The 22,593-nt window shown below is 42.6% G+C and carries 30 protein-coding genes; 23 read left to right on the top strand and 7 right to left on the bottom strand.

What is annotated here, in order from left to right; all coding sequences use genetic code 11:
* Positions 1 to 107 precede the first annotated feature (107 nt).
* The 13 genes from ACWF5P_RS07450 (at position 108) to paaX (ending at position 10,499) form a co-directional block, all read left to right on the top strand.
* The gene (locus ACWF5P_RS07450) at positions 108 to 347 is read left to right on the top strand and encodes a ferredoxin (RefSeq protein ID WP_048678740.1); all 240 of its coding nucleotides are present in this window, start codon (positions 108 to 110) and stop codon (positions 345 to 347) included.
* Positions 348 to 473: 126 nt separating this feature from the next.
* Positions 474 to 1,430 carry a 1,2-phenylacetyl-CoA epoxidase subunit PaaA gene (paaA, locus tag ACWF5P_RS07445; protein WP_101224274.1) on the top strand — a complete coding sequence of 319 codons (957 nt, stop codon included), beginning with the start codon at positions 474 to 476 and terminating at the stop codon, positions 1,428 to 1,430.
* An 18-nt stretch (positions 1,431 to 1,448) separates the two neighbouring features.
* Positions 1,449 to 1,808 carry a 1,2-phenylacetyl-CoA epoxidase subunit PaaB gene (gene paaB, locus ACWF5P_RS07440; RefSeq protein WP_101224273.1) on the top strand — a complete coding sequence of 120 codons (360 nt, stop codon included), beginning with the start codon at positions 1,449 to 1,451 and terminating at the stop codon, positions 1,806 to 1,808.
* Entirely contained in the window at positions 1,798 to 2,598 is an 801-nt protein-coding gene (gene paaC, locus ACWF5P_RS07435) for a 1,2-phenylacetyl-CoA epoxidase subunit PaaC (protein WP_434168771.1), read from the top strand. The genes paaB and paaC overlap by 11 nt, the downstream gene beginning before the upstream one ends.
* Positions 2,599 to 2,622: 24 nt before the next feature.
* Positions 2,623 to 3,120 carry a 1,2-phenylacetyl-CoA epoxidase subunit PaaD gene (gene paaD / locus ACWF5P_RS07430; protein WP_101224271.1) on the top strand — a complete coding sequence of 166 codons (498 nt, stop codon included), beginning with the start codon at positions 2,623 to 2,625 and terminating at the stop codon, positions 3,118 to 3,120.
* 20 nt (positions 3,121 to 3,140) lie between these two features.
* A complete protein-coding gene (locus tag ACWF5P_RS07425) occupies positions 3,141 to 3,446 on the top strand; it encodes an EthD family reductase (protein WP_098372584.1) in 306 nt (101 codons plus the stop codon).
* Entirely contained in the window at positions 3,443 to 4,219 is a 777-nt protein-coding gene (locus ACWF5P_RS07420) for an enoyl-CoA hydratase/isomerase family protein (RefSeq protein ID WP_260356843.1), read from the top strand. Before ACWF5P_RS07425 ends, ACWF5P_RS07420 begins: the two co-directional genes overlap by 4 nt.
* Before the next feature lie 10 nt (positions 4,220 to 4,229).
* The gene (locus tag ACWF5P_RS07415) at positions 4,230 to 5,003 is read left to right on the top strand and encodes an enoyl-CoA hydratase-related protein (RefSeq protein WP_434168772.1); all 774 of its coding nucleotides are present in this window, start codon (positions 4,230 to 4,232) and stop codon (positions 5,001 to 5,003) included.
* Positions 5,004 to 5,026: 23 nt separating this feature from the next.
* Positions 5,027 to 6,544, top strand: coding sequence for an aldehyde dehydrogenase family protein (locus ACWF5P_RS07410; protein WP_230177277.1), 1,518 nt, complete (start codon positions 5,027 to 5,029; stop codon positions 6,542 to 6,544).
* 120 nt (positions 6,545 to 6,664) lie between these two features.
* Entirely contained in the window at positions 6,665 to 7,537 is an 873-nt protein-coding gene (locus tag ACWF5P_RS07405; protein WP_230177278.1) for a 3-hydroxyacyl-CoA dehydrogenase, read from the top strand.
* A complete protein-coding gene (locus ACWF5P_RS07400) occupies positions 7,534 to 8,742 on the top strand; it encodes an acetyl-CoA C-acyltransferase (RefSeq protein WP_101224266.1) in 1,209 nt (402 codons plus the stop codon). Before ACWF5P_RS07405 ends, ACWF5P_RS07400 begins: the two co-directional genes overlap by 4 nt.
* Positions 8,743 to 8,755: 13 nt before the next feature.
* Positions 8,756 to 9,532, top strand: coding sequence for an enoyl-CoA hydratase-related protein (locus ACWF5P_RS07395; RefSeq protein ID WP_434168773.1), 777 nt, complete (start codon positions 8,756 to 8,758; stop codon positions 9,530 to 9,532).
* Positions 9,533 to 9,617: 85 nt separating this feature from the next.
* A complete protein-coding gene (gene paaX / locus ACWF5P_RS07390; RefSeq protein WP_096339984.1) occupies positions 9,618 to 10,499 on the top strand; it encodes a phenylacetic acid degradation operon negative regulatory protein PaaX in 882 nt (293 codons plus the stop codon).
* A gap of 77 nt (positions 10,500 to 10,576) precedes the next feature.
* Here the strand turns inward: paaX and ACWF5P_RS07385 are convergent, their stop codons facing one another.
* Positions 10,577 to 11,089, bottom strand: coding sequence for a DapH/DapD/GlmU-related protein (locus tag ACWF5P_RS07385; protein ID WP_434168774.1), 513 nt, complete (start codon positions 11,087 to 11,089; stop codon positions 10,577 to 10,579).
* 80 nt (positions 11,090 to 11,169) lie between these two features.
* Between ACWF5P_RS07385 and ACWF5P_RS07380 the strand changes: the two genes are divergently transcribed.
* Positions 11,170 to 12,135 (top strand): NAD(P)H-dependent flavin oxidoreductase, encoded by a 966-nt coding sequence (locus ACWF5P_RS07380; protein WP_101224264.1) that lies wholly within the window; start codon positions 11,170 to 11,172, stop codon positions 12,133 to 12,135.
* Positions 12,136 to 12,476: 341 nt separating this feature from the next.
* On the top strand, positions 12,477 to 13,088 hold the full coding sequence (locus tag ACWF5P_RS07375; RefSeq protein ID WP_230177286.1) for a DedA family protein: 612 nt from the start codon (positions 12,477 to 12,479) through the stop codon (positions 13,086 to 13,088).
* A gap of 42 nt (positions 13,089 to 13,130) precedes the next feature.
* On the opposite strand, the gene ACWF5P_RS07370 is transcribed toward ACWF5P_RS07375, so the two are convergent.
* On the bottom strand, positions 13,131 to 13,280 hold the full coding sequence (locus tag ACWF5P_RS07370; RefSeq protein ID WP_434168775.1) for a YjcZ family sporulation protein: 150 nt from the start codon (positions 13,278 to 13,280) through the stop codon (positions 13,131 to 13,133).
* Positions 13,281 to 13,496: 216 nt separating this feature from the next.
* Between ACWF5P_RS07370 and ACWF5P_RS07365 the strand changes: the two genes are divergently transcribed.
* From ACWF5P_RS07365 to ACWF5P_RS07345, 5 genes are all read left to right on the top strand, one after another.
* Positions 13,497 to 14,240, top strand: a complete 744-nt coding sequence (locus tag ACWF5P_RS07365; RefSeq protein ID WP_434168776.1) for a metallophosphoesterase family protein — start codon at positions 13,497 to 13,499, stop codon at positions 14,238 to 14,240.
* 98 nt (positions 14,241 to 14,338) lie between these two features.
* Positions 14,339 to 14,470 carry a hypothetical protein gene (locus ACWF5P_RS07360; RefSeq protein WP_260356845.1) on the top strand — a complete coding sequence of 44 codons (132 nt, stop codon included), beginning with the start codon at positions 14,339 to 14,341 and terminating at the stop codon, positions 14,468 to 14,470.
* Positions 14,471 to 14,677: 207 nt separating this feature from the next.
* On the top strand, positions 14,678 to 15,604 hold the full coding sequence (locus tag ACWF5P_RS07355; protein WP_434168777.1) for a cation diffusion facilitator family transporter: 927 nt from the start codon (positions 14,678 to 14,680) through the stop codon (positions 15,602 to 15,604).
* A 257-nt stretch (positions 15,605 to 15,861) separates the two neighbouring features.
* Positions 15,862 to 16,551 (top strand): response regulator transcription factor, encoded by a 690-nt coding sequence (locus tag ACWF5P_RS07350; RefSeq protein WP_402941072.1) that lies wholly within the window; start codon positions 15,862 to 15,864, stop codon positions 16,549 to 16,551.
* Positions 16,541 to 17,971: a HAMP domain-containing sensor histidine kinase gene (locus ACWF5P_RS07345; RefSeq protein ID WP_230177435.1), complete on the top strand. Its 1,431-nt coding sequence runs from the start codon at positions 16,541 to 16,543 to the stop codon at positions 17,969 to 17,971. Before ACWF5P_RS07350 ends, ACWF5P_RS07345 begins: the two co-directional genes overlap by 11 nt.
* A gap of 54 nt (positions 17,972 to 18,025) precedes the next feature.
* Here the strand turns inward: ACWF5P_RS07345 and spx are convergent, their stop codons facing one another.
* On the bottom strand, positions 18,026 to 18,421 hold the full coding sequence (spx, locus tag ACWF5P_RS07340) for a transcriptional regulator Spx (RefSeq protein WP_034314875.1): 396 nt from the start codon (positions 18,419 to 18,421) through the stop codon (positions 18,026 to 18,028).
* A 247-nt stretch (positions 18,422 to 18,668) separates the two neighbouring features.
* Here spx and modB point away from each other — a divergent pair, with 247 nt between their 5' ends.
* Positions 18,669 to 19,322: a molybdate ABC transporter permease subunit gene (gene modB / locus ACWF5P_RS07335; RefSeq protein WP_101224257.1), complete on the top strand. Its 654-nt coding sequence runs from the start codon at positions 18,669 to 18,671 to the stop codon at positions 19,320 to 19,322.
* Here the strand turns inward: modB and ACWF5P_RS07330 are convergent.
* A complete protein-coding gene (locus ACWF5P_RS07330) occupies positions 19,284 to 19,763 on the bottom strand; it encodes a GNAT family N-acetyltransferase (RefSeq protein ID WP_434169618.1) in 480 nt (159 codons plus the stop codon). The genes modB and ACWF5P_RS07330 overlap by 39 nt on opposite strands.
* Before the next feature lie 115 nt (positions 19,764 to 19,878).
* Between ACWF5P_RS07330 and ACWF5P_RS07325 the strand changes: the two genes are divergently transcribed.
* Complete coding sequence (locus tag ACWF5P_RS07325) at positions 19,879 to 20,370, top strand: hypothetical protein (protein ID WP_434168778.1); 492 nt, start codon at positions 19,879 to 19,881, stop codon at positions 20,368 to 20,370.
* 197 nt (positions 20,371 to 20,567) lie between these two features.
* Positions 20,568 to 20,765 (top strand): cold-shock protein, encoded by a 198-nt coding sequence (locus ACWF5P_RS07320; protein ID WP_028393295.1) that lies wholly within the window; start codon positions 20,568 to 20,570, stop codon positions 20,763 to 20,765.
* A gap of 41 nt (positions 20,766 to 20,806) precedes the next feature.
* Here the strand turns inward: ACWF5P_RS07320 and ACWF5P_RS07315 are convergent, their stop codons facing one another.
* From ACWF5P_RS07315 to ACWF5P_RS07305, 3 genes are all read right to left on the bottom strand, one after another.
* Positions 20,807 to 20,974 carry a hypothetical protein gene (locus ACWF5P_RS07315; protein ID WP_402941076.1) on the bottom strand — a complete coding sequence of 56 codons (168 nt, stop codon included), beginning with the start codon at positions 20,972 to 20,974 and terminating at the stop codon, positions 20,807 to 20,809.
* Between the two features lie 117 nt (positions 20,975 to 21,091).
* Positions 21,092 to 21,529, bottom strand: a complete 438-nt coding sequence (locus tag ACWF5P_RS07310) for a flavodoxin domain-containing protein (protein WP_230177290.1) — start codon at positions 21,527 to 21,529, stop codon at positions 21,092 to 21,094.
* The gene (locus ACWF5P_RS07305) at positions 21,501 to 22,553 is read right to left on the bottom strand and encodes a ribonucleotide-diphosphate reductase subunit beta (RefSeq protein ID WP_137023613.1); all 1,053 of its coding nucleotides are present in this window, start codon (positions 22,551 to 22,553) and stop codon (positions 21,501 to 21,503) included. The genes ACWF5P_RS07310 and ACWF5P_RS07305 overlap by 29 nt, the downstream gene beginning before the upstream one ends.
* Between the last annotated feature and the right edge of the window lie 40 nt (positions 22,554 to 22,593).

Here is a 22,593-nt window from a genome sequence, read left to right as displayed (position 1 = left end):
AAGTAAACGCGATACATAAAGCGGATGCAATCGTGGTTAAATATGGGTTTATCTCTTAATGGAAGAGAAGATGGAGCCAATCATAAATGGAGAAGGAGGAGGGCCTCTTGTCAAAATATACAGTTGTGGATCAAGAAACTTGCATTGCTTGCGGTGCATGCGGTGCGGCTGCACCTGAAATCTTTGATTACAATGATGAGGGAGTGGCATTTGTCATCCTGGATGAAAATGAAGGAACTGCAGAGGTCGCGGAAGGTTTATTTGATGATCTGGATGATGCAGTGGAAGGTTGTCCGACAGATTCAATCAAAGTGGAAACCTCGCCCTTTAAAGTTTTAGTGGATTAAAAGATTCAAAGAAACCCAGATAATTTCCTTTTATTTCGAAAAAAGACAGAATAGTCTTGCATTAAATATAACAGTAAAATATAATAACGTTATATAAACGTTATATTATAAAAAGAGGTGATTTGGATGAACGTTCTTTTAAATGATATGGCAGGAGAAGAAAAGCTAAATCAATTTATTGCCAGAATAGAAGCGGGAGAAAAGATAGAGGCGGATGATTGGATGCCGGAAGAATACCGGGGCACTTTAATCAAGTTAATATCGATGCATGGAATCAGTGAAATCATGGGGGCGCTTCCAGAAAAGGAATGGGTACCTAAAGCCCCGACCTTAAATAGAAAACTTGGAATCATGGCAAAGGTGCAGGATGAAATGGGGCATGGGCAATTATTGCTTCGAGTCGCCGAGGATCTGCTAAGGCCTTACAGTAAAAAACGGGATGACCTAATGCAAGATTTGTTTAAAGGAGATTTAAAGTTTCATAATGTTTTCCATATGGAAGCCAAATCCTGGGGCGATGCTGGATTGATTGGCTGGCTTGTTGATGGTGCAGCCATCATTTCCCAGACGAACATGCTTGGCGCCTCATACGGACCTTATGCCAGGGCATTACAGAGGATTTGCGCGGAAGAAGTTTTTCACGCCCAGCATGGTGAAGCGATAATCATGGCTTTGGCTGAGGGGACGGAAGAACAAAGGAAATTGGTTCAAGACTCCATCAATTATTGGTGGGAATCTTTATTACTTTTCTTTGGACCTCCCAGTAAGAATGAAGTGGGCACATCCAAACAGGATATAACGATTAAGTACAGAATCAGAACCAGTACGAATGAACAACTTCGACAAGCCTTTTTTTCTAAATATGTGAAGCGGATCCTTTCACTTGGCTTCAGCATTCCAGATGAAACGCTTAGGTTTGACAAAGCATCCGAAACCTGGATTTACCAACAACCCGATTGGGGGAAATTGAAGGTGTTCGCAAGGAATGAAGGTCCCCGTTCGCAGGATCGCTTAAGTCTTCGAAGAATTTCTTATGAAAATAATAAATGGGTACGTGAGGCATTGGCGCCCAAGGTCATCTAAGGGAGGGGGAAGGACGATATGGAAACTAGGCAAGGGAATTACTTTGAAGAATTTGAAGTATTTAGCCGTAAAACGCAATCATCACCCGTTCAATATCACTTCAGCCTGCTGGCCCCGAATGAGGATATCGCCATCATGATGGCACAAGAAAACTTCATGAGACGTGAAGCGGTTGATGATATCTGGGTCGTTAAAAGACAGAATATACGGAAAATGACGGCCGAGGAAAAGAAAACGCTTCAACGTATCGATAATAAAGACTACAGGACCACAAAAGGATACGGGTATTTAAAGAAAAAATGGCGGAAGTATGAGCAGGGAATGCTCGATGAAAAAGAGATAATGTCTTGGGCTGGAGGTGTGAAAAATGAAGAATGAATCATTGAAGGGCATCGCAATCAAGGAATTGCTGCTTCAACTGGCTGACGATGACTTCATCCATTCATACCGTGGTGCAGAATGGTTGGGACTTGCACCGCATATCGAGGAAGATGTTGCATCCGCTTCGATATCTCAAGACACGATGGGGCATGCCGCAATATATTATAAATTACTTGAAGAACTCGGTGAAGGGGATGCTGATAAGCTTGCTCATGACCGTCCCGCCAAGGAACGGCGCAACGCGATCATTCTCGAATTGGTCAATGGTCCTGGTTACTATATGAAAGACCCGGATTATGATTGGGCGTTTGCGGTAGTGCGAAATTATTTTTATACCCAAGCCAAAGCGATTAAGGTTCAATCCCTTCATTCAAGTTCATATGAACCGCTTGCTGAAGTGGCACAAAAGGTACAGATGGAACTTTACTATCATTTGATGCACTGGAAAACATGGTTCGTCCAATTGCTGGGATCTGGTCACTTGGAAGCGGTTTCGAGAATGAAAGCGGCAATCGGGAAAACAATGCCCGATTTTGCTGGCGTATTTTCACTTGGACAATATGGAGAGGAAATGGTTGAGCTCGGCTTGATAGAGGGCGAAGCTGTTTTACAGAAAAAATGGATCGAGGTCATCACACCAATTTTTGAAAGTGTAGGCTTGGCAACAACGATTCAAATAGGGATGGCAAGAGGTGATGGTCGTAATGGCCAGCATACGGAAGATTTGGAAAAGGCGCTAGAAACGTTAAGCGAAGTATACGCAAGCGATAAAGCAGCTTCATGGTGAATCAATAGAAAGGGGAGGGGTACCATGGCGACCGTACAGTTAAACACAGAAGAAATATATAGGCTCCTGGAAGACGTTAAAGATCCCGAAATCGATACAGTAAGTATTCTGGATTTAGGGATGGTCGAAGACGTGACGGTTTCGGGCCAGGACGTTTCGGTAAAAATGCTGCCAACTTTTCTTGGGTGCCCGGCATTGTCGATCATTCAAAAAAATGTGGAAACAGCCCTTCGACAGCTGCCTGCCGTAAAAAATGTAAGTGTGGAATTTTTACGTTCCCCTTCCTGGACATCTGATCGAATTACGGAAAAGGGGAAAGCGGGATTGAAGGTTTTCGGAATCTCCCCTCCTCCCCGACAAATGAAAAGTGATGGATCATGGCATGTGGATTGCCCATATTGTGAATCGACATATGTCACGATGGAAAATATCTTCGGTCCAACGGCCTGCCGCAGCATTTTATATTGTAAGGCATGTAAAAATCCGTTCGAAGCGATGAAACCGATGATAAAAATAATCTAATAAAATGGAGGTTTTCTAAAATGGTAAAACTAATCGCCCTTTATAAACAACCTGAAAACAAGGAAGAATTCGATGAGCACTACTTCAATGTACATGGTCCGATAACGGAAAAAATTCCTGGTCTTCAAAAAATGGAGGTCACTAAAATAGTCGGGACACCGATGGGCAAAGACTCTGAGTATCACATTCTATGTGAAATGTATTATGAAGACCATGATGCACTGCAAAAAGGAATGCGTTCTCCTGAGGGCAAAGCATCAGGGAAAGACTTAATGGGCTTTGCGGGGAAACTTGTAACGATGATGATCGGCGAAGAAATAAAATGAATGCGCTTCAATTCATTGAAACGTCAATCGCGGATGGCATTGGTTATATCTCTTTAAATCGGCCGCAGCAACTGAATGCCCTTAACAGGAAAATGGTGAGGGAAATAGTTTTAACCATGGAAGAATTCGACCGGGACCCGCAAGTGAAGGTGATCTTGCTATCGGGTAATGGAAAAGCATTTTCCGCTGGAGCTGATATTGACGAGATGGTGAACGACAATCCAATCAGTATGGAGTTAACGAACCAATTTGCCGATTGGGACCGAATAAGCCTAGTCAAAAAGCCTGTGATTGGTGCGGTGAAAAGTTTTGTATTCGGCGGTGGTTTTGAACTTGCTTTATCCTGTGATTTCCTGATTGCCGCCAGCGATACCCAGTTTTCCTTTCCAGAAGTGACACTAGGGGTCATGCCTGGTGCGGGAGGAACCCAAAGATTGACGAAATTGGTAGGCAAGACAAAGGCACTTGAATGGATGTTGACGGCTGAAAGGATAAAGGCAAAGACAGCTCTGCAATATGGTTTCATCAATAAGATCGTGGCACCTGAATTGTTAATGGAAGAAACGGTTGATTTTGCCAGGAAGATAGCAAAGCAACCCCCGTTAGCTGTAAGGCTGATTAAAGAATCCGTCAATAAAGCCGTTGATTACACCTTATATGAGGGCATGCAATTTGAACGGAAGAACTTCTATATTCTTTTTGCATCAGAGGACCAAAAAGAAGGAATGAAAGCATTTGTAGAAAAAAGAGAGCCGGATTTTACAGGCGGATAAGGGGTGCTCTATGTACGAAACCATCAAATATAGGGTTGAAAATGGAGTGGCATGGCTTACTTTGAACCGTCCTGAAAAACTAAATGCCTTTACTTCCCAAATGAATAAGGAAATACAGAAAGCGATCAAAATATCTGCGGGGTCAGATGAAGTGCGGGCCATTATCATTACTGGGGAAGGCAGGGCCTTTTGTTCGGGTCAGGATTTATCGGATGTTGATGAGGGCATGAATTTAGGCCAAAAGCTGCGCGAAGACTACGGTCCGATGATGCAGCAAATAGCAAACTGTGAAAAACCGATCATTGCCGCAGTCAATGGAGTGGCTGCAGGTGCTGGCTTCAGCCTGGCGCTGGCATGCGATTTTCGGCTTGTTTCTGAAAAAGCCAGCTTTTTAAATGCTTTTGTCAATATCGGGTTGATTCCTGATTCGGGGAATCTGTATTACCTTTCGCGGATCGTTGGTCATGCGAAAGCCTTGGAATTATCTTTATTGGGGGAAAAGGTTACGGCTAGCGAGGCGAAAAATATCGGACTCGCTACAAAAGTGATCGTTTTGGAGGAATGGAACGAGGAATTGAAAGCCTTTGCAGAGAATATCGCAAACAAACCAACGAAAGCGATCGGTTTAATCAAAAGATACTTAGAGGCGTCCTATCACCTTTCATTGGAAGAATACTTAAAAGAAGAAGCGGAGGGGCAGCGAATTGCTGGCTTAACGAAAGATTATGCAGAAGGTGTGGCAGCATTCACTGAAAAAAGGAAAGCTCAATTCATAGGGAAGTAATATAGAAAAGGGAGTGGGATTACATGGTTAGAGTACAAGAGGCGGCATTTGAAAAAGCGGAAATGAAGCGTGATTATTATCATCTGATCATTAATGGAGAAAGAGTGGAAAGCTCAGATGGTTCCACGATTGATGCGTATAATCCTGCAACAGGTGAAATCATTGCCAAGGTTGCAAAGGCGACCAAGGAAGATGCAGAAAAGGCTGTTCAAGCAGCACGTGAAGCATTTGATAACGGGAAATGGAAGAGGACACCGATTAACAAACGGTCTCGTGTTTTGAACAAAATTGCAGCGATCATGCGTTCACGCTTTAATGAATTGGTTGAATTGGAGGTCCTGAACAGCGGCAAATCCATCTCTGCAGCTCAAGGCCAAGTCATGCAGGCAATTGAAGATTTCGAGTTTTATGCAGGAGCTTTAGTTGCACATCGCGGATCGGTCAATAATGTTCCTGGTCAATTCCATAATTATACGGAAAAGGAGCCAGTAGGGGTTTGTGCTCAAATCATCCCTTGGAATTACCCTATGATGATGGCTGCGTGGAAAATTGCACCTGCAATCGCAGTCGGCTGTTCGGTCATTGTTAAGCCAGCTTCGTTAACGCCGCTGACTGCCATTGTATTAGGTGAAATCTGTTTAGAAGCTGGTGTTCCTTCCGGCGTGGTCAACATCATTCCAGGACCTGGATCTGACGTAGGGAATTACCTTGTCGAACATCCGAAAGTGAATAAGGTAGCCTTCACGGGTTCTACGCCAATCGGCAGGGATCTCATGGGCAAAGCTTCACAGACATTAAAGAGGGTGACATTGGAGCTTGGCGGTAAGTCCCCTAATATTGTTTTTGAGGATGCAGACCTTGAAGCGGCTATCGATGGATCATTATATGGCATTTTCTACAATACTGGGCAGTCTTGCGAAGCCAGATCCCGTTTATACGTTCACGAAGACATATATGATGAGTTCGTTGCCAGATTCGTAGAAAAAACGAAAAAATTGAAATTGGGCAATCCGCTCGATAAAGAAACACACGTCGGTGCAGTCATAGATCAAGGGCAATTGGATGTCATCGACAATTATGTACAATCTGCCATTACTGATGGAGCGAAAATCCTTACAGGAGGAAAGCCAGCGGTCATCGAAGGCTTCGAAAACGGTTATTGGTATGAACCGACGGTCATTGCGAATGTCAATCATGATATGGATGTTGTGAAAGAGGAAATATTCGGGCCGGTCGTTGTCATAATGAAATTCAAAGATGAAAAAGAAGCCGTGAGACTCGCGAATGATACGGAATTCGGTTTGGGTTCAGCCCTCTGGACAAAAGACGGCGGGCGTGCGACTAGAGTCGCCAATCAAATAGAAGCGGGAATCGTCATGGTGAATTGCCCATTCTCCGCATTTCCTGGAACACCTTTCGGAGGGTATAAGCAATCAGGATTCGGCAGGGAACTTTGTATTGAGACACTTGATCTTTATACAGAAACGAAAAGCATCATTTCCTATCATGGAAGCCGTCCCTTAAATCCCTTTGGAATTTAATAAAACATAAAATAGGCGGCTGGCTGAACGGTATGTCGGAAAAGTAATTCAGGTATGGATGAATGCTGATCTGATTCATCCGCAGCCAGCCCTATTTATTTTTGAAGGAGGAATGAACGAATGATTAGAAATCTAGTGATTGTCGGATCTGGTGTCATGGGCAGGGGAATAGCTTATGTAGGAGCAACAGGGGGCTTTAATGTAGTGCTGGTGGATGTGAATCAGGATGCTTTGGAAAGTGCAAGAAACGAGATAGATGCCATTTTTGAGAAGGGTGTGCGCTATCAAAAAATCACTCAGGAAGAAGCGGCAGCTGCAAAAAGCAGATTTTCCTATTCTTCCAATTTGAAAGAATCAGCAGCATATGCCGACTTGATCATAGAGGCAGTTCCTGAAAAGGCGGAAATTAAGAGGGCAGTCTTTGAAACGATTGAAGTCCATGCAAAAGAAGACTGTTATTTTGCAACCAATACGTCCACGATGAGCCCGACGGAAATTGGTTCTTATGGAAAACGTCCCGAAAAAACGATTGCCATGCATTTTTTCAATCCTGTACAAAAGATGCCGCTCGTTGAAATTGTACGTGGACTTGAAACCAGCGATGAAACGGCAGCCGTAATAAAAGAGGTAGCCGGAAAAATGGGAAAAGAAACAGTGGTCATAAATGAATTCCCTGGGTTTGTAACCAGCAGGATCAGCTGTTTGGTAGGAAATGAAGCCTTCTTTATGCTTCAAGAAGGTTTAGGCACACCAGAGGAAATCGATAAGGCAATAAAGTTAGGGCTGAATTACCCAATGGGTCCATTTGAGCTAGGTGATTTGGTGGGACTGGATGCCCGATTGAATAATTTAAAATACTTACATAGTAAGCTTGGTGAGAAATACCGCCCGGCTCCCCTCCTTGAACAGTATGTTAAAGCTGGCAGGCTCGGCCGTAAATCAGGTAAAGGTGTGTACGATTATACAAAAGACGGCGAGCTGGTGAGGAAATGAAGGATGTTGTGATCATTGATGCTGTGAGAACACCAATCGGAAGATATAAAGGCGCATTGAAAAGCGTTCGACCGGATGACCTAGGTGCAATTGTAATCAAGGCGCTGACCGATCGCAATCCAGAGCTGCCGCCAGATCAAATTGAGGATGTCATCTTCGGGAATGCAAATCAAGCCGGAGAGGATAATCGCGATGTGGCCCGGATGTCCGCCCTTTTAGCTGGTCTTCCGGTAAATGTAGGTGGAACGACAATAAATCGCTTATGTGGATCCGGATTGGATGCCGTCATGTATGCTGCACGCTCCATTGCAGTTGGTGAAGGCGATATTTATATCGCAGGCGGTACTGAAAGCATGACAAGGGCGCCGTACGTCATGGCCAAACCTGAGAGTGAATTTCCTCGGGGTTCAATGGAGCTTCAGGATACAACGATCGGATGGCGTTTCACGAATGAGAAACTTAAAGAAATGTATGGTGCGGATTCCATGCCTCAAACGGCTGAAAACGTCGCCCTGCGTTTTTCGGTTTCAAGGGAGGACCAAGATCAATTCGCATATCAAAGCCAGCAAAGAGCGAAAAAAGCAGTGGAAAATGAGCGTTTCATTACTGAAATCGTACCTGTTCGATATACGGATCGTAAAGGGAATGAGGTCATTATCGAGAAGGATGAACACCCTCGTCCTGACACGACCATCGAAAAGTTGGAAAAACTCAAACCGATTTTTAAAGGCGGCACCGTAACGGCCGGTAATGCTTCAGGTGTAAATGATGGAGCCTCGGCATTACTTTTGATGAGTGCAGAAAAAGCACGGGAGCTTGGATTGAAGCCTCTGGCCAAATATGTTGTAGGGGCGGTAGCGGGCTTAGAACCGTCCATTATGGGCCTTGGTCCGATTCATGCCACTAAAAAGGCATTGGAGAGGGCAAGCTTGACGATTGAAGACATCGGGCTAGTGGAATTGAATGAAGCATTCGCTTCCCAATCCTTGGAGTGCATCCGCCAGTTGAAATTGGATCAGGAGAAAGTGAATGTCAATGGCGGGGCAATAGCGTTTGGCCATCCCCTCGGTGCAAGCGGGGCGCGTATTTTAACAACACTTGTCCACGAAATGAAAAAGCGGAAAGTACGCTATGGTCTTGCGACGATGTGTGTAGGCGTTGGCCAAGGCATATCGGCAATTATAGAAAATATCGAGACAAATTAAGGGGAGGTGCCTCATGTCCAAGGTTATTTATGAAGTGATAAATCAAATCGGCTATATAACAGTGAATCGGCCCGACGTATTGAACTGCTTCGACTATGGGACACTTTGTGAACTTCAGGAAGTCATCGATGCAGTTTATTATGACGGCAATATCCGTGTCGTCATTTTCACCGGTGCTGGGGAAAAAGCATTCAGCGCGGGTGCGGATTTGAAAGAAAGAAAGTCTTTGAATGATGCGGAAGTAAGAAGGAACGTGAAAGCGATTCGTGATGTTTTTAATAGTATCGCAGGGCTTCCGCAGCCAACCATAGCTGCCGTCAATGGATATGCATTGGGGGGAGGATTTGAATGGATGCTTTCATGTGACTTTGCAATTGCAGCCGAAGGTGTTTCTATGGGGCTCACTGAAACTAGCTGGGCCATTATTCCTGGGGCAGGCGGTACACAGCGGCTGCCGAGATTGATTGGGGAAATGAAAGCGAAGGAATTGATTTTCACTGCTAAAAAATTGACTGCAGAAGAGGCATGTCAATTAGGGATCCTTTTGAAGGTCGTGCCAAGGGATCAACTAATGTCAGCTTGTGGAGAATTGTCAGCCAATATCATGAAAAACGGGCCGATTGCAGTCAAACAAGCCAAATATGCGATTGACCAAGGAATGAATACGGACTTGCAAACCGGAATGGCCATAGAAGGTAAAGCCTATGAATTGACTATCCCGACTCAAGACAGATCGGAAGCGCTGCTGGCATTTAGTGAACGGAGAAAAGCACGGTTTACTGGTGAATGATATTGCGCTTTCATTTTAAAAAGATATAATAATTATTATGTCTTCCGTGTGAAAACAGTAACAATGTTAGGACGAGGTGAGAAGGATAGGTACTAATACACAATCCATGATTTTTACGATATACGGCGATTATATCCGTAACTATGGAAGTAAGATCTGGATAGGCAGTTTAATTCGTTTGTTAAAGGAATTCGGCCATAATGAGCAGGGCGTTCGTGTAGCCGTTTCACGAATGGTCAAGCAAGGGTGGATTCAGTCGGAGAAGCAGGGAAATAAAAGCTATTACTTTTTGACTGATCGCGGTGTGCAGAGAATGGATGAAGCGGCCAACCGCATATATAAGATGAAACCGAATGAATGGGACGGTAAATGGCGTATCTTAATGTACACGATCCCTGAAGATAAGCGGCAATTACGAGATGATCTCCGTAAAGAATTATTATGGAGCGGGTTTGGCAGTTTTTCAAGTGGTTGCTGGATTTCCCCTAATGATTTGGAGAAACAAATCAATCGCTTGATCGAGAAATATGACATAGATGAATATGTTGATTTTTTCATTTCGGAGTACAAAGGTCCAAAGGAAAACCAATCGCTTGTCGAGAAGAGCTGGCATTTAGAAGAGATTGAAAATAAATATGAAGAATTCATCGAGAAATACAGCAAACAATTCATCGTTCATCAAAGCATCATTAGCAGGGGCGAAATGTCCGATGCTGATTGTTTTGTGGAACGAACGAACTTGGTGCATGAATACCGTAAATTTTTATTTATCGATCCGGGCCTGCCAAAGGAACTTCTGCCTTCAAAGTGGAATGGCAATCATGCTGCTCTTTTATTTAGCCAGTATTATCAAGTCTTGGCTGAACCAGCAAGCCGTTTTTTTGAAAGCGTATTTCAGGAAAACAATGATTTATGCCGGAAAGATGAAACCTATGATGCCAAGGACCATCCACTGATCATTAAGTGAAAAAGAGCTTCAGCCAGTCGTTAACTACGACTTGCCGAGGCTCTTTTCACATTATCATTTTCGACTCTTGCTTTTAATTAATCAAGTATCCCTTTGAAGTCTTTTCCTTTTTGAACATATGTATCGATTGAAAGTTGGATCAATTCAAGATCTTTATCATTCAATCTGCGAACCACTTTCCCCGGGGAACCAATAACCAGTGAACGTGGAGGTATGATTTTGCCAGAGGAAATCAATGTGTTCGCTCCGACGATGCATTCTTTGCCAATCTCTACATTATCCAATATCGTTGAACCCATACCGATAATGGAGCGTTTGCCTATTTTACAGCCATGCAGGATGACATTGTGACCAACCGTCACTTCGTCTTCAATGACAACTGGGCATCCTTCGAATAAATGAATGGTGGAATTATCTTGTATACTGCATTTTTCTCCTATTGTAATTGAATCTTCATCACCGCGCAGTACGGAATTAAACCAAATGGTCGAGTCTTTCCCAATCGAAACATCACCGATTAAATGAGCGCCGGGTGCCACGAAAACAGTATCATCAATGGATGGTTTTTTATTATTGTACGGAATAATCATAGTCTCGCTCCTTTTTGAAAAGTCAGAATTGTTTTTCTAATGAATATAGTATAACATTAAATTGACAGGGAGGGATGAAAGTGAAATATATTTGTGAACTTTTTGCGATAAAATATCCCATTATACAAGGCGGCATGGGGAATATAAGCAATGCAAGTCTTGCGGCTGCAGTATCCAATGCAGGAGGACTTGGGACAATAGGGTGCGGTACCATGAATCCTGAACAGGTGGAAGCCATCATTCTCGAAACCAAAGATAAAACCAATAACAATTTCGCGTTGAACATTCCAATAAATGTTAGTCCATATACAGATGAGTTAGTGAATCTTGTCCTGAAGCATGAAATACCTGTAGTTTCCTTATCTGCAGGAAATCCTGCCCCTTTCATTCCGCTATTGCAAAAAAAGAATATAAAAGTGATTGCCATCGTTGCGTCGGTCAAGCACGCGCAAAAAGCGCAAGCAGCAGGGGCTGATGTGTTGGTCGCAGAAGGGTTTGAAGCTGCCGGCATCAATTCGAACCTGGAAATGACGACCTTTACACTCATTCCGCAAATCAGCAAGCATGTGACGCTCCCGGTTTTGGCAGCTGGCGGAATAGGCAATGGACAGGGTTTGGCAGCGGCATTGATGCTGGGGGCTTCAGGAGTCCAATTGGGAACCAGGCTGATCGCTACACAAGAGGCACCGTTCCATCCGTCATATAAACAGAAACTAATCGAAGCGATGGGCAATGATACGGTAATTTTGGGCAGAACGTTTGGCCAGGTCAGAAGGGTATTGAAGGATCCATATACCGAGAAAGTCCTTGATTTGGAAAAACAGGGGCTGTCTCCTGTGAATTATCGTGAAATGACCTCTGAGGTCCATCATATTAATGGCGCAATGAACGGGGATGTTAACAATGGTTTTATGAACAGCGGCCAGGTTGCCGGATTGATTGACGATATACCCACGGTAAAGGAATTACTTGATGGCATGATGAAAGATGCAAAAAAACAAATGGAAGATGGATTGAGGAGGCTCTCTGCCCCTTTTATGATTTGAGAGGGGTACCGATCTTGTCATGGGTACATCTCTACCCATTTAGAGGCTATTCACTTGATTAACTATAACGAATGCTTGAGGTCAATTCGTCCTCAAGTTTTTTTCGTTTCGGGACATCTGATATTCTATTATCCTTCTTTTTACAAGCGTAGGTCTATAGTGAATAGCCCGATAACAAAACCTGGACTCCATAAGAACACTGTTTTAGGATAACATTATAGAAAAATGCGGGTTAACTTGTGATACAATGGACAATGTCCTTTTTGACATCATGGGTGCCCGCATTCATCTTGGAGCACCCCTTTTTATATGTTATAAAAGTTAGAAAAGGGGAAACCTCAATGGAAACTTTAATAATGGATATGATTGAAGCGTTTAAATCTTTATCTTATTTCGGTGTTTTGCTAGCTTTGACTTTTGAATTCATTCCTGCTGAAATAGTTTTGCCACTGGCAGGATACTGGGTTTATCAAGGTGATATGAATTTATACTTGACTATCCTTGCCGGTTCGCTTGGCGGGGTAACGGGCCCATTGACGCTTTATGCCTTAGGCAAGTATGGCGGGAGACCGCTTGTATTAAAGTTCGGAAAATACTTTTTGATCAAAGATGAGCAGCTGAACAAAGCTGACCGCTTCTTTGAAAGGTATGGTGGGGGAATTGCCTTCTTTGGACGGTTTGTACCAGGTATACGTACCGCCGTGTCGCTGCCATGCGGAATATTGAAAATGAATATTTGGAAATTCATATTATATACTTATATGGCGATGCTTCCTGTTACAAGCGTTTATGTTTATTTAGGGTTTAAGTTAGGACCTAGATGGGAGCAGGCGGGAGCCATCTTTTCACAATATGCGAATTTCTTGCTTATCCCTATTGCACTTATTGTCATTTGGTTCATTATGAAGACTCGAAAACAAAAGCAAAGAGAAAAAATAAAAGTCAATTCATAACAAAGAAGGCGCCATGCTCAGGCGCCTTTTTGATTTAGTATATTAGCAGCATCCACCGCCGCCGCCGCCGAATCCCCAACTGCATCCGATGATGATCAACAAGATGAATAATACGATCAGCAATGCAAATCCGTTATCGAAACCGCCGCAGCCGCCACCGCCGCCACAACATTCGTTACCATTTCCACCCATTTGATTTCCTCCTCATACATATTATGAATTACATACCTAGCAAAACATCTTTACCGGGAATACTTCATACTATGTATTCTAGGCCGAAGTGTTTGCTTATTCATAAAAAATGGGCGTGGGCAAAATCAAGGGAATAAGCCCGAATATTTTTTTGATTTTGTTTTAAATGTTATAATATACCATGTGGATTGTGGGGGAAGGGAGCTGAACTAACTCATGAAAGTTGCCATTATTACGGATGTGCATGGTAATGCTTCAGCGTTGAAAGCCGTTCTTAGGGATATTGATCAAAGGGAAGATATAGATCGTCTCTATTGTTTGGGAGATATGGTCGGGATTGGCCCGGATACTAATGAAGTCCTTGAACTTTTATTTTCAAGAAATGGTGTATCGATGATAACTGGAAATCATGATGAAGCTGTCCTGGCCATCATTAACGGGGAGCCGCATCCGGACGGTCATATTCATGTTAAGGAGCATCATGAATGGATAGCTGAAAGGATGCATAGGAAATTCATAAATGAATTGGAAAAATTGCCTCGGACCATACATCATATCATTAATGATCACTCCGTTTACTTCACCCATTATCACTTGGAATCGAAGAAATTGGATGAGCACATAAGCCAAAATCCATTTAGTAAAATCGTTGAACCGAGTTTAAGTAACTTAGAAACGCTTTTCAAAGATCAGCATCACGATTTAATCGGATTTGGACATCATCATCCCATCCACCTTTTTAAAAATGACCGAACGATATTCCTGAACCCTGGTTCTCTTGGCTGTAATGGTGAACCAGTTGCCCCTTATGCGATTGTTGCGATTGAAAATACCGGTATTCAGGTAAATCTTGAAAAAGTCGCCTATGATAATACATCGTTCCTGTCATCGTATCAAAGCTTACAAGTCCCAGAGCATGAATTCATTATTCGTGCCTTCCATGGCGGCCAGCAGGTCTAGGACGTTTAAAAAAGATGAAGTATGGGGAAATGTTGAGCATAAAGGTACATGCCTGTGGATACGATAATAGGCAAACTCAACGAAGCTGGAGGTATGTCATGAAGGAAAAGGAACGGGTAGTAAATCAAGAGCAGGAAGAGATGGAAGGGCACAGTTTTGTTTGTAATGATGAATTGTTTAATAAGGATCTGTACGCCATTGTCGATGATACGATGAAAGAGGAAGGATAAACGGGAAAAACGCTGCAGGTAATGTCTGTAGCGTTTATTTTTACTTTGAAATGGCTGAAGCCAGAATTTAGGGTTTTCGTAAAAGATCACGTCCTCCTGATTCCATCACTCTTTTTCCGCCAGTGAATCCCGGAAGTGAATCATTTGAAACCATTCTGGATTTATCCCATACTATATATAAGTTTCAAATCCGAGAGGAGGGATGGCATGGGACATCATCATGGTCACTCCCATGATCATGGGCACGGACACCACCACCATTCTAATAATAAAAAAGCCTTGTTGGCATCTTTCTTATTAATCTCCACATTCATGATCGTCGAGGTCATTGGCGGATTCTTGACAAATAGTCTGGCTTTACTGTCGGATGCAGGTCACATGCTTAGCGATGCAGCAGCTTTAGGGCTTAGTTATACAGCTATAAGGTTGGGGGAAAGGAAAGCGACATCGTCCAAATCGTTTGGATATAAACGGTTTGAAATCATTGCTGCTTGTTTGAATGGATTGACCTTGATCGTCATATCCGTATTCATTTTCGTAGAGGCAATTAAGAGGTTCCTGGATCCCCCTGAGGTGCAAAGCTTGGGAATGCTAATGATTTCAATCATCGGCTTACTTGTTAATATCATTGCGGCCTGGATTTTAATGAGCGGAGATAAGGAAGACAATCTGAATGTACGGAGTGCTTTTTTACATGTTATTGGTGATATGCTTGGATCTGTGGGTGCCATAGCGGCCGCACTTTTGATTTATTTTTTCGATTGGGGAATTGCAGATCCGATTGCGAGCGTCATAGTCGCGATTTTAATCATTATCAGCGGTTTTAGGGTAGTGAGGGATTCTTTCCATATCTTGATGGAGGGCACACCAGACCAAGTCGATATGGATGCAGTGAAAGCATCCTTGATGGAATTGGATGGTGTATCAGATGTCCATGATCTTCATATCTGGACGATCACCTCTGGCTTTTTGACAATGAGCTGCCATGTTGTCATAGATGAGAGCGGTAATCACGATTCCGTTTTAGCAGAAGCGCAAAAACTACTTCATGATCAGTTTGGAATTGAACATAGCACGATCCAAGTGGAAAGACAGGAAGCGGGTTGTCCGAATCCACACGAGACATGTAATTGAAAAGGGCTGGCTCAGTTTAGAGCCAGCCTCTTAAGAGTGTATTTTCTGGATGATCATTACGACCATGCAGAAGCATTCCTGTTAAAATGAATCGAGATCACTTACAAAAGGTTATTATGTGAAAACATCGGCTAATTTTACTGCGAACATAATCCTGACACATAAAAATGGTAAGATTGAGGGAAAATGCTTGGTCTTTTTAATAGATAGCATATATAAAATGATTCCACTATAATTCAGGAAGGAGGAATCTGTCAATGAAGAAAATTCTTGTAGTAGAAGATGAAATTGCCATATCGATGGTGTTGAAAGCATATTTGGAGCGGGAAGGTTTTGATGTAGTCCAAGTTTACGATGGGCTAAAGGCCATTCCGGTGTTTGAAGAAACGAAGCCAGACCTTGTCCTGCTTGATGTCATGCTTCCTGGTAAGGAAGGCTGGGATATACTGAAGGAAATTCGGGAGGACGATACATGTCCGGTTATCATGTTGACTGCACTGACAGATGTCGATTACAGATTATCGGGATTTAAGTCAGGTGCGGATGATTACATCTCCAAACCCTTTGTTGCCGAAGAAGTCGTGGCCCGGGTGCATGCCGTTTTAAGAAGATCATCATCGGTTGTTACGGAAGATGGTCATGTACATCAATTTGGGAGTTTAACCATCGATGATCTGTCTTATAAGGTGCATTTGAATGGGGAAGAGATAAACTTGACGCCGCGTGATTTGTCGCTGCTCGTTTTTTTCGCTAAGCACCCTAATCAAATTTTCACGAGAGAACAGCTGCTTGACCAAGTGTGGGGCATAGATTATGACGGCAGTGACCGTGCGGTGGACCTGGCGATCAAACGAATCAGGAAGGCGATAGATGCATGGCCTGTGACTGAGGGGGAAATAAAAACATTGCGTGGATTGGGGTATCAATTGAGTGTCTATGAAAACTAAAAAAAGAACCACTTTACAACGCTATTGGACAAAGAGATACGTATTGACCTTGATTTCAGGTTTGATATTATTGTCTGTTTTTTCCTTATGGTGGATGGAAAAAACAGCTTTGGAATATAGGCTCAGCCTTCTTAAATACTTAGCTGATGAAACATCCGATCGCGCGATTAAGGAAAATGGCCAGATTGTCGTTGGTCCGATCCTTTCGGAAATTGTTGAGGAAAGGGAGAAAATCCTCCATCTGAACCAACAGCCAATCATCTATATCGTCGATCCCGATGCCACCATCATATATACGATGCCACAATTGTATATCGATCCGGATGAAAATAAACTCCCGGACGTCATCATGAAAAATACGGAGTTAGTCCAGAAGGTCAAGATTTCAGACAACAAAGTATATGTCGTCAAATCCCCCATTACGTTTAACGATGAGACGAGAGGCTGGGTGGTCATTGCCCAGGAAGAAGGGGCATTGAAGGAAATCAACCAAGACCATGGCTTGTTGGCGATCATGATTGGAGGCCTTCTGATTCTGGGGACGGGAGTCATTTATTTTCTTTCCAGGCAAATTTCGCGCCCCATCCAAGACGTAGCTAACGCCGCTGTCCAGGTTCGTGAAGGCAACTATGATATCCATTTCAAAGAGGAAGAGGAAATCAAGGAAGAAGAAATTTATGAACTGATAGAATCATTTAAGGAAATGACCAATCGATTGAAGGTCATGGAGAAGTTGCGGGCGGAATTGCTTGCAGGCGTAACCCATGATTTGAAAACGCCAGTCACTTCCATTAGCGGACTGATACAAGCGGTTAAGGACGATGTCGTTAAGGGAGAGCAAAGTAAGGAATTCCTCGATATTTCCTTAAAGGAAACTCAGCGATTACAAGGTATGATAGAGGATTTACTCAATTATAATGCCATATCGGCAGGCGCTTTTAAAATCCGGGTACAAAAAGAGAATATCAATATATTCATCAAGGAAATCGCCTATCGCTGGCAGGTGACCCAGGATGATGATCAAGCGTTCGCTTTTGAGATAAAAGTTCCTGATGAACCGGTCTTTGGTCAAATTGATTCATTGCGGATGCAGCAAATCGTCATTAACCTTTTGAATAATGCCAGACATGCACTTGACGGCAAAGGGAAAATAGCGATTCACCTTTATGAAAAGGATGAAGAACGGATCTGCATTGATGTACTGGACAGCGGGCGGGGGATTCCGAAACATGAACAGCAATATGTGTTCGAACCATTTTATCGAGGTGAAAACAAAAAGCTGAAGGTACGTGGGTTAGGTTTGGGACTGCCATTCAGTAAGATGCTCGCAAAAGCGCAAAAGGGAGATCTTGTGCTTAAGGATAGCGATGAACAAGGCACCACCTTCACGATTGTCATAGAGAAAGCGGATAAGATATAAAAAAGGGTTGTCCATGTAATGGACAACCCTCTTATTATGCAGAATGTTAACTGATTAAGCCAATTGGCTGATTGCACGCCATAATTGTACATGACGGACCTTCCTTGGAAGGAAGCGTCCCATTTCTTCTTCATTATATCCTGCATGCAAGTTCTTATGGTCGAAAATGATTGGCCGGCGAAGTAAATCCGGGTTATCTTGAATAAGCTTGCAAAGATCATTAAGTGGTGTATTATTTATATCGATATTCAGGCTTTTGAATTTTTTGGAACGGGTTGAGATGATTTCATCTGTCCCGCCTTCCGTTTTACGTAAAATCTCTTTTATTTCTTCTATAGAAAGTGGTTGGGAATATAGGTTACGTTCATTAAAGGAAATTTCGTTCTTCTTAAGCCAAGCTTTTGCTTTACGACAGGCTAAACTGCTTGGGGTAGTATAAATTGTTACCATTAAAATCGACTCCTTCAAAGTTTTCAAGTTTATTGGAATGAAATTATTTTTATATTTGTGATACTCTTACTTTAACGTTCCTTTGTGTCAGCAAGATGTCAAGAAAAATAAACTTAAATGTTATTTTAAAAAGAAAGGGAGAAAATGAAATGGAATCTGCCTTTAATGAAAAAGAAACGGTTTGGGTAATGGTGCCGAAAAAGGACCTGCATAGGCCGTTATTTAACAGTGATGTGCGGATGGTATCATGACAGGGGATTTTTGGTCACCAGTCAGGCTATCGATACAAGTAGCGGGACTATCGGGTATCCTTGTTTTCGTTTTAGGAATTATCCTAGCGCGAATGATGGCTAAAAAGAAATTCAAGGGAAGAGTCCTGTTGGAAACAGCGTTTTTATTGCCGCTTGTTTTGCCGCCTTCCGTCGTGGGGTTTTTATTGATTGTGATTTTTGGCAAGAGTGGAATGCCGGGACAATTGATTGAAAGGGTTTTTGATCAGCCACTGATGTTCACGTGGTGGGCGGCGGTCATTGCATCTACCGTGGTAGCGTTTCCGCTTATGTACCAATCCGCTAAAACGGGCTTTGAAGGTATAGATGAAGAAATCGAAAATGCAGCAAGGGTTGACGGGGCCGGCGAGTGGAGATTATTCCTGAATGTATCCCTTCCATTGGCGGTCAAATCCATCGTCACTGGTGCCATCTTGAGTTCAGCGCGTGCATTGGGGGAATTCGGGGCCACACTCATGTTTGCCGGAAACATTCCCGGACAGACACAAACCATACCGACGGCGATTTATATCGCCATGGACTCCGGGAATATGACATTAGCCTGGCTATGGGTTGCCGTAATCATTGTCATTTCATTCATTATGCTTTTTATCGTGACATACATAAAATGAATGCTGTTTCTCGAATATGCTTATGAAAAAGAAAGGTGCGGCTTCTACGTCCTCTTTATGGGTGAATCCGTTTTTTTCGTAAAGGTTCCGTGCAGGCAGGTTCATTTTACCGGTCGAAACGGATATCTTTTCCCAGTCGCCGGGTAATTGAAGAGCATGCAGCAGTGCATCCGCGATACCCTGCCGAAAATAATCAGGATGGACGACCATCCGGCAAATCAGTATTTGACCATTTTCTTTTGTATAAGATATTGCACCCGCTAAGGTACCACCCTTTAAAAAGCATAGAAACGTTTCATGACAATGAATGAATTGTTCATATGTTTCCAATAATGGAGGGATATCAGCAAAGCCGATCATTTCCGCTTCCACCTTATAGGCTTCTTTCTGAAGTTTAAAAAGCTGCCGGCCATAAGCGGAGTCCAGGTCCCGAATTGTCATGAGCAATCAAATCACTCCCTTTCATTACATTATAATGGAAGAGGGGGATTATTGTTTCTAATCAGTCTATGTTATAATCGACAAACAATATGAACTAATGAAATGAGGAAGAAATTTGTTAACATTTGAAGAAAAATTGAGCATTATTGAAACTTTTCCGGAATTACAGCGAAAAGACGTTTCATTGGGACGTGTGAACTTCCATTATCCAGATAGCGTCCAAGAGAAAAAAATCGTCGTTCAGCACTTGCATCCCAATGGAAATGGATTCGTTTACGCTGGGCATATGAGAAAAAAAGACACTGACCGTAAAGGGTTTATCAATATACGTGACTATGATGAAGCGGATTTGAAAGAATTGATTCAAAAAAGCGTGGATTACCTATCAAAACCTCCGGTAGAATTCGAAGAAGAGGAAAACGAGTTCGCTAGGTTGGAAGGGGCATGGATTGGCCCTGAAAAGCAAGAGCTTACACTTGAAAGGGAAGACCTGCTTTGGAATGTTTATTCAGGGTCGAATCTTGAGGAATGTTTCGAGAGTCCGGTAGAGGCGGAGCGTTACTTATTGGACGAAGGCTTCCGACAAAGCAAGAAGAGAAATATGTAGAATTTTAGGATAATTTGTCGGTTGATTTACTGCGATAATCTTGTTTTTTTAGGATTTCCCATGATATAATATGAGTAATTATTTTTGTTCGGAAAAGTTTGATAGAAGGATTTACTGTAATAGGATTCCTCTTGAAACATTATCCAGAACCAAAAATAGTAATAAAATGGATTTTTCCAAACACAGGAGGAACTATCATGGTACAAGGTAAAGTAAAATGGTTTAACGCAGAAAAAGGTTTCGGTTTCATCGAAGTTGAAGGCCAAGACGATGTATTCGTACATTTCTCAGCTATCCAAGGAGAAGGCTTCAAAACGCTTGAAGAAGGCCAAGAAGTTTCTTTCGAAATCGAGCAAGGCGCTCGTGGACCACAAGCAGCTAACGTTCAAAAATAATTGAACGCATATAAAAAAAAGACTCCGATTTTGGAGTCTTTTTATTTTTCTTTTATTTCGGCGATTTCCTTTAATGCTTTGTCCAATTTTTCTTCGATCCGTTTAGAACGATTAAAATGCCCTGACAGGAAAAAGACGATGAATATAACGAATACTACAAGCACTAGCATAAAAAGGATAGGAAGGAACTGTGTTATATTTTCAGTCATTGGATATTATCTCCTTTTTTCTTCCATTATACTCCATGCTTACGGCTGCTATGATATAGGGAGCCAAGTTTTTTAAACACTGAAAGGGGATATGCGAGCATGCATATCCCCTTTCAGTCAGTTCTGGAATAGCGAGGCGAACTTTTGAAGTCTGGGCAAGTCTGATTCTTGATACATCTGTTCTATCTTCAATGTCACCAATAACTGGCTCTTGGCAAATAACATGTCCCGGAAATGATCGACCGCCCCACAAAAATGATTATAGTTGGTTTCACCAGTGCCGAAGACTCCCGTTTTCAGATGAGCAATAGGCAACTGTTCCAGTTCTTTATAAAGGGCTGCTGATTTAGCGGGAAGCTCCCCATTGCCCCATGTATAGGTGCCGACGATCAATGCATCGTAATCTGGCAATGTACGTGAATCGAATTCATTCATTCGATATAGTCCAGCTTCAGGTAAAAGGGAAGCGAGGGCTTCAGCAAGCGCTTTTGTATTGCCGCCGGCAGAATGATAGACAATGGCAACTTTACAGCTCATCGAACCCATTGCTGGCATTTACTTGACTGTATGTCCTTGACTTCTGCTCGAAGAAATCGGTTTTGGTAAGTCCGATGGATTCATCATCAAACGTTTTGATCCATGGCATCGGGTTCTCGCCATACTCTTTATACAAATTTTCAAGGCCTAGCATACGTAACCGTTTGTTGGCGATATATTCGATGTACTCATTGAATTCTTCCAAATCAAGATCGGCTTTGGTTTGGATATCTTCGAGCATATATTCAGACCATTCCTTTTCGAGTTCGACTGCTTTTTCAATCGTTGTATAGATGAACTTCGTGTTTTCTTCATTATTTAACTCAGGATATTCATACATCAAGATTTGAATGAGCATTCCAATGAAATCGAAATGTACCATTTCATCGCGATGAATATAGGATATCATCGTAGCCGATCCGGTCATTAGATTTTGCCGTCCTAAATTATAATAAAAGGCGAAAGCCAGATAGAAATAAATTCCTTCAAGGTTCGTTGAATGGATCAGTGCCTCGAATAAATGCTGTGGGCTGGGATCGTCCACGAACGTTTGATAAGCATCAACGATCGGTTGGTTACGCTTAATCACTTCAGGATGTTCTTTGATGCGGTCGAAAAGCTGTTTTTGCTTGCCTACCGGAATCAAGGAAGCAAGGATATAGGAATAAGATTCATTATGGATCGATTCCTGCTGGGCCATGTTGGCCAGGATAGCTTTTGCCGCCGGATCTTTGATGTACCGAAGGATTTCTACTAATGTGGGCGTTTGAAGACTGTCCATTCCAGCAATCATCGTAAGGATATCGAGAAATGCATCCTGGATATCTTCATCCAATTCGCCCCACTGCTTTTTATCCTGAATCATGTTCACGCTCGAAGGCTTCCAAAAGTTATTGATGAGCTGTGTATAGGTATCATAGAATTTTTCATACTGAATATCGTTCCAAAGGAGGAAGCCTGAAGCTTCTCCTTTGAAAACACCGGTTGCCTTGGTTGGATGCGTCGGTTCGAGCATACGAATTTTTTTGATATGATTGGTCATTCGTGAAAACTCCTTTAAGAATAGATTACTGGGTCATGAT

This window comes from Peribacillus sp. NPDC055009 (genome assembly GCF_053608705.1).
The sequence above is the reverse complement of the archived record's forward strand: the minus strand, read 5'-3'. Positions and strand labels throughout refer to the sequence as shown.

Bases quoted from the DNA above. Each gene is read 5' to 3' on its own strand.
- ACWF5P_RS07345 (WP_230177435.1), top strand. From the start codon at position 16,541: ATGAAAACTAAAAAAAGAACCACTTTACAACGCTATTGGACAAAGAGA.
- ACWF5P_RS07405 (WP_230177278.1), top strand. From the start codon at position 6,665: ATGATTAGAAATCTAGTGATTGTCGGATCTGGTGTCATGGGCAGGGGA.
- ACWF5P_RS07385 (WP_434168774.1), bottom strand. From the start codon at position 11,089: ATGATTATTCCGTACAATAATAAAAAACCATCCATTGATGATACTGTT.
- ACWF5P_RS07320 (WP_028393295.1), top strand. From the start codon at position 20,568: ATGGTACAAGGTAAAGTAAAATGGTTTAACGCAGAAAAAGGTTTCGGT.
- paaC (WP_434168771.1), top strand. From the start codon at position 1,798: ATGAAGAATGAATCATTGAAGGGCATCGCAATCAAGGAATTGCTGCTT.
- modB (WP_101224257.1), top strand. From the start codon at position 18,669: ATGACAGGGGATTTTTGGTCACCAGTCAGGCTATCGATACAAGTAGCG.
- ACWF5P_RS07315 (WP_402941076.1), bottom strand. From the start codon at position 20,974: ATGACTGAAAATATAACACAGTTCCTTCCTATCCTTTTTATGCTAGTG.
- ACWF5P_RS07310 (WP_230177290.1), bottom strand. From the start codon at position 21,529: ATGCCAGCAATGGGTTCGATGAGCTGTAAAGTTGCCATTGTCTATCAT.
- ACWF5P_RS07410 (WP_230177277.1), top strand. From the start codon at position 5,027: ATGGTTAGAGTACAAGAGGCGGCATTTGAAAAAGCGGAAATGAAGCGT.
- ACWF5P_RS07420 (WP_260356843.1), top strand. From the start codon at position 3,443: ATGAATGCGCTTCAATTCATTGAAACGTCAATCGCGGATGGCATTGGT.
- ACWF5P_RS07360 (WP_260356845.1), top strand. From the start codon at position 14,339: ATGAAGGAAAAGGAACGGGTAGTAAATCAAGAGCAGGAAGAGATGGAA.
- ACWF5P_RS07355 (WP_434168777.1), top strand. From the start codon at position 14,678: ATGGGACATCATCATGGTCACTCCCATGATCATGGGCACGGACACCAC.
- ACWF5P_RS07305 (WP_137023613.1), bottom strand. From the start codon at position 22,553: ATGACCAATCATATCAAAAAAATTCGTATGCTCGAACCGACGCATCCA.
- ACWF5P_RS07415 (WP_434168772.1), top strand. From the start codon at position 4,230: ATGTACGAAACCATCAAATATAGGGTTGAAAATGGAGTGGCATGGCTT.
- ACWF5P_RS07370 (WP_434168775.1), bottom strand. From the start codon at position 13,280: ATGGGTGGAAATGGTAACGAATGTTGTGGCGGCGGTGGCGGCTGCGGC.
- ACWF5P_RS07395 (WP_434168773.1), top strand. From the start codon at position 8,756: ATGTCCAAGGTTATTTATGAAGTGATAAATCAAATCGGCTATATAACA.
- paaA (WP_101224274.1), top strand. From the start codon at position 474: ATGAACGTTCTTTTAAATGATATGGCAGGAGAAGAAAAGCTAAATCAA.
- ACWF5P_RS07400 (WP_101224266.1), top strand. From the start codon at position 7,534: ATGAAGGATGTTGTGATCATTGATGCTGTGAGAACACCAATCGGAAGA.
- paaB (WP_101224273.1), top strand. From the start codon at position 1,449: ATGGAAACTAGGCAAGGGAATTACTTTGAAGAATTTGAAGTATTTAGC.
- ACWF5P_RS07425 (WP_098372584.1), top strand. From the start codon at position 3,141: ATGGTAAAACTAATCGCCCTTTATAAACAACCTGAAAACAAGGAAGAA.
- ACWF5P_RS07365 (WP_434168776.1), top strand. From the start codon at position 13,497: ATGAAAGTTGCCATTATTACGGATGTGCATGGTAATGCTTCAGCGTTG.
- paaD (WP_101224271.1), top strand. From the start codon at position 2,623: ATGGCGACCGTACAGTTAAACACAGAAGAAATATATAGGCTCCTGGAA.
- ACWF5P_RS07350 (WP_402941072.1), top strand. From the start codon at position 15,862: ATGAAGAAAATTCTTGTAGTAGAAGATGAAATTGCCATATCGATGGTG.
- spx (WP_034314875.1), bottom strand. From the start codon at position 18,421: ATGGTAACAATTTATACTACCCCAAGCAGTTTAGCCTGTCGTAAAGCA.
- ACWF5P_RS07330 (WP_434169618.1), bottom strand. From the start codon at position 19,763: ATGACAATTCGGGACCTGGACTCCGCTTATGGCCGGCAGCTTTTTAAA.
- ACWF5P_RS07375 (WP_230177286.1), top strand. From the start codon at position 12,477: ATGGAAACTTTAATAATGGATATGATTGAAGCGTTTAAATCTTTATCT.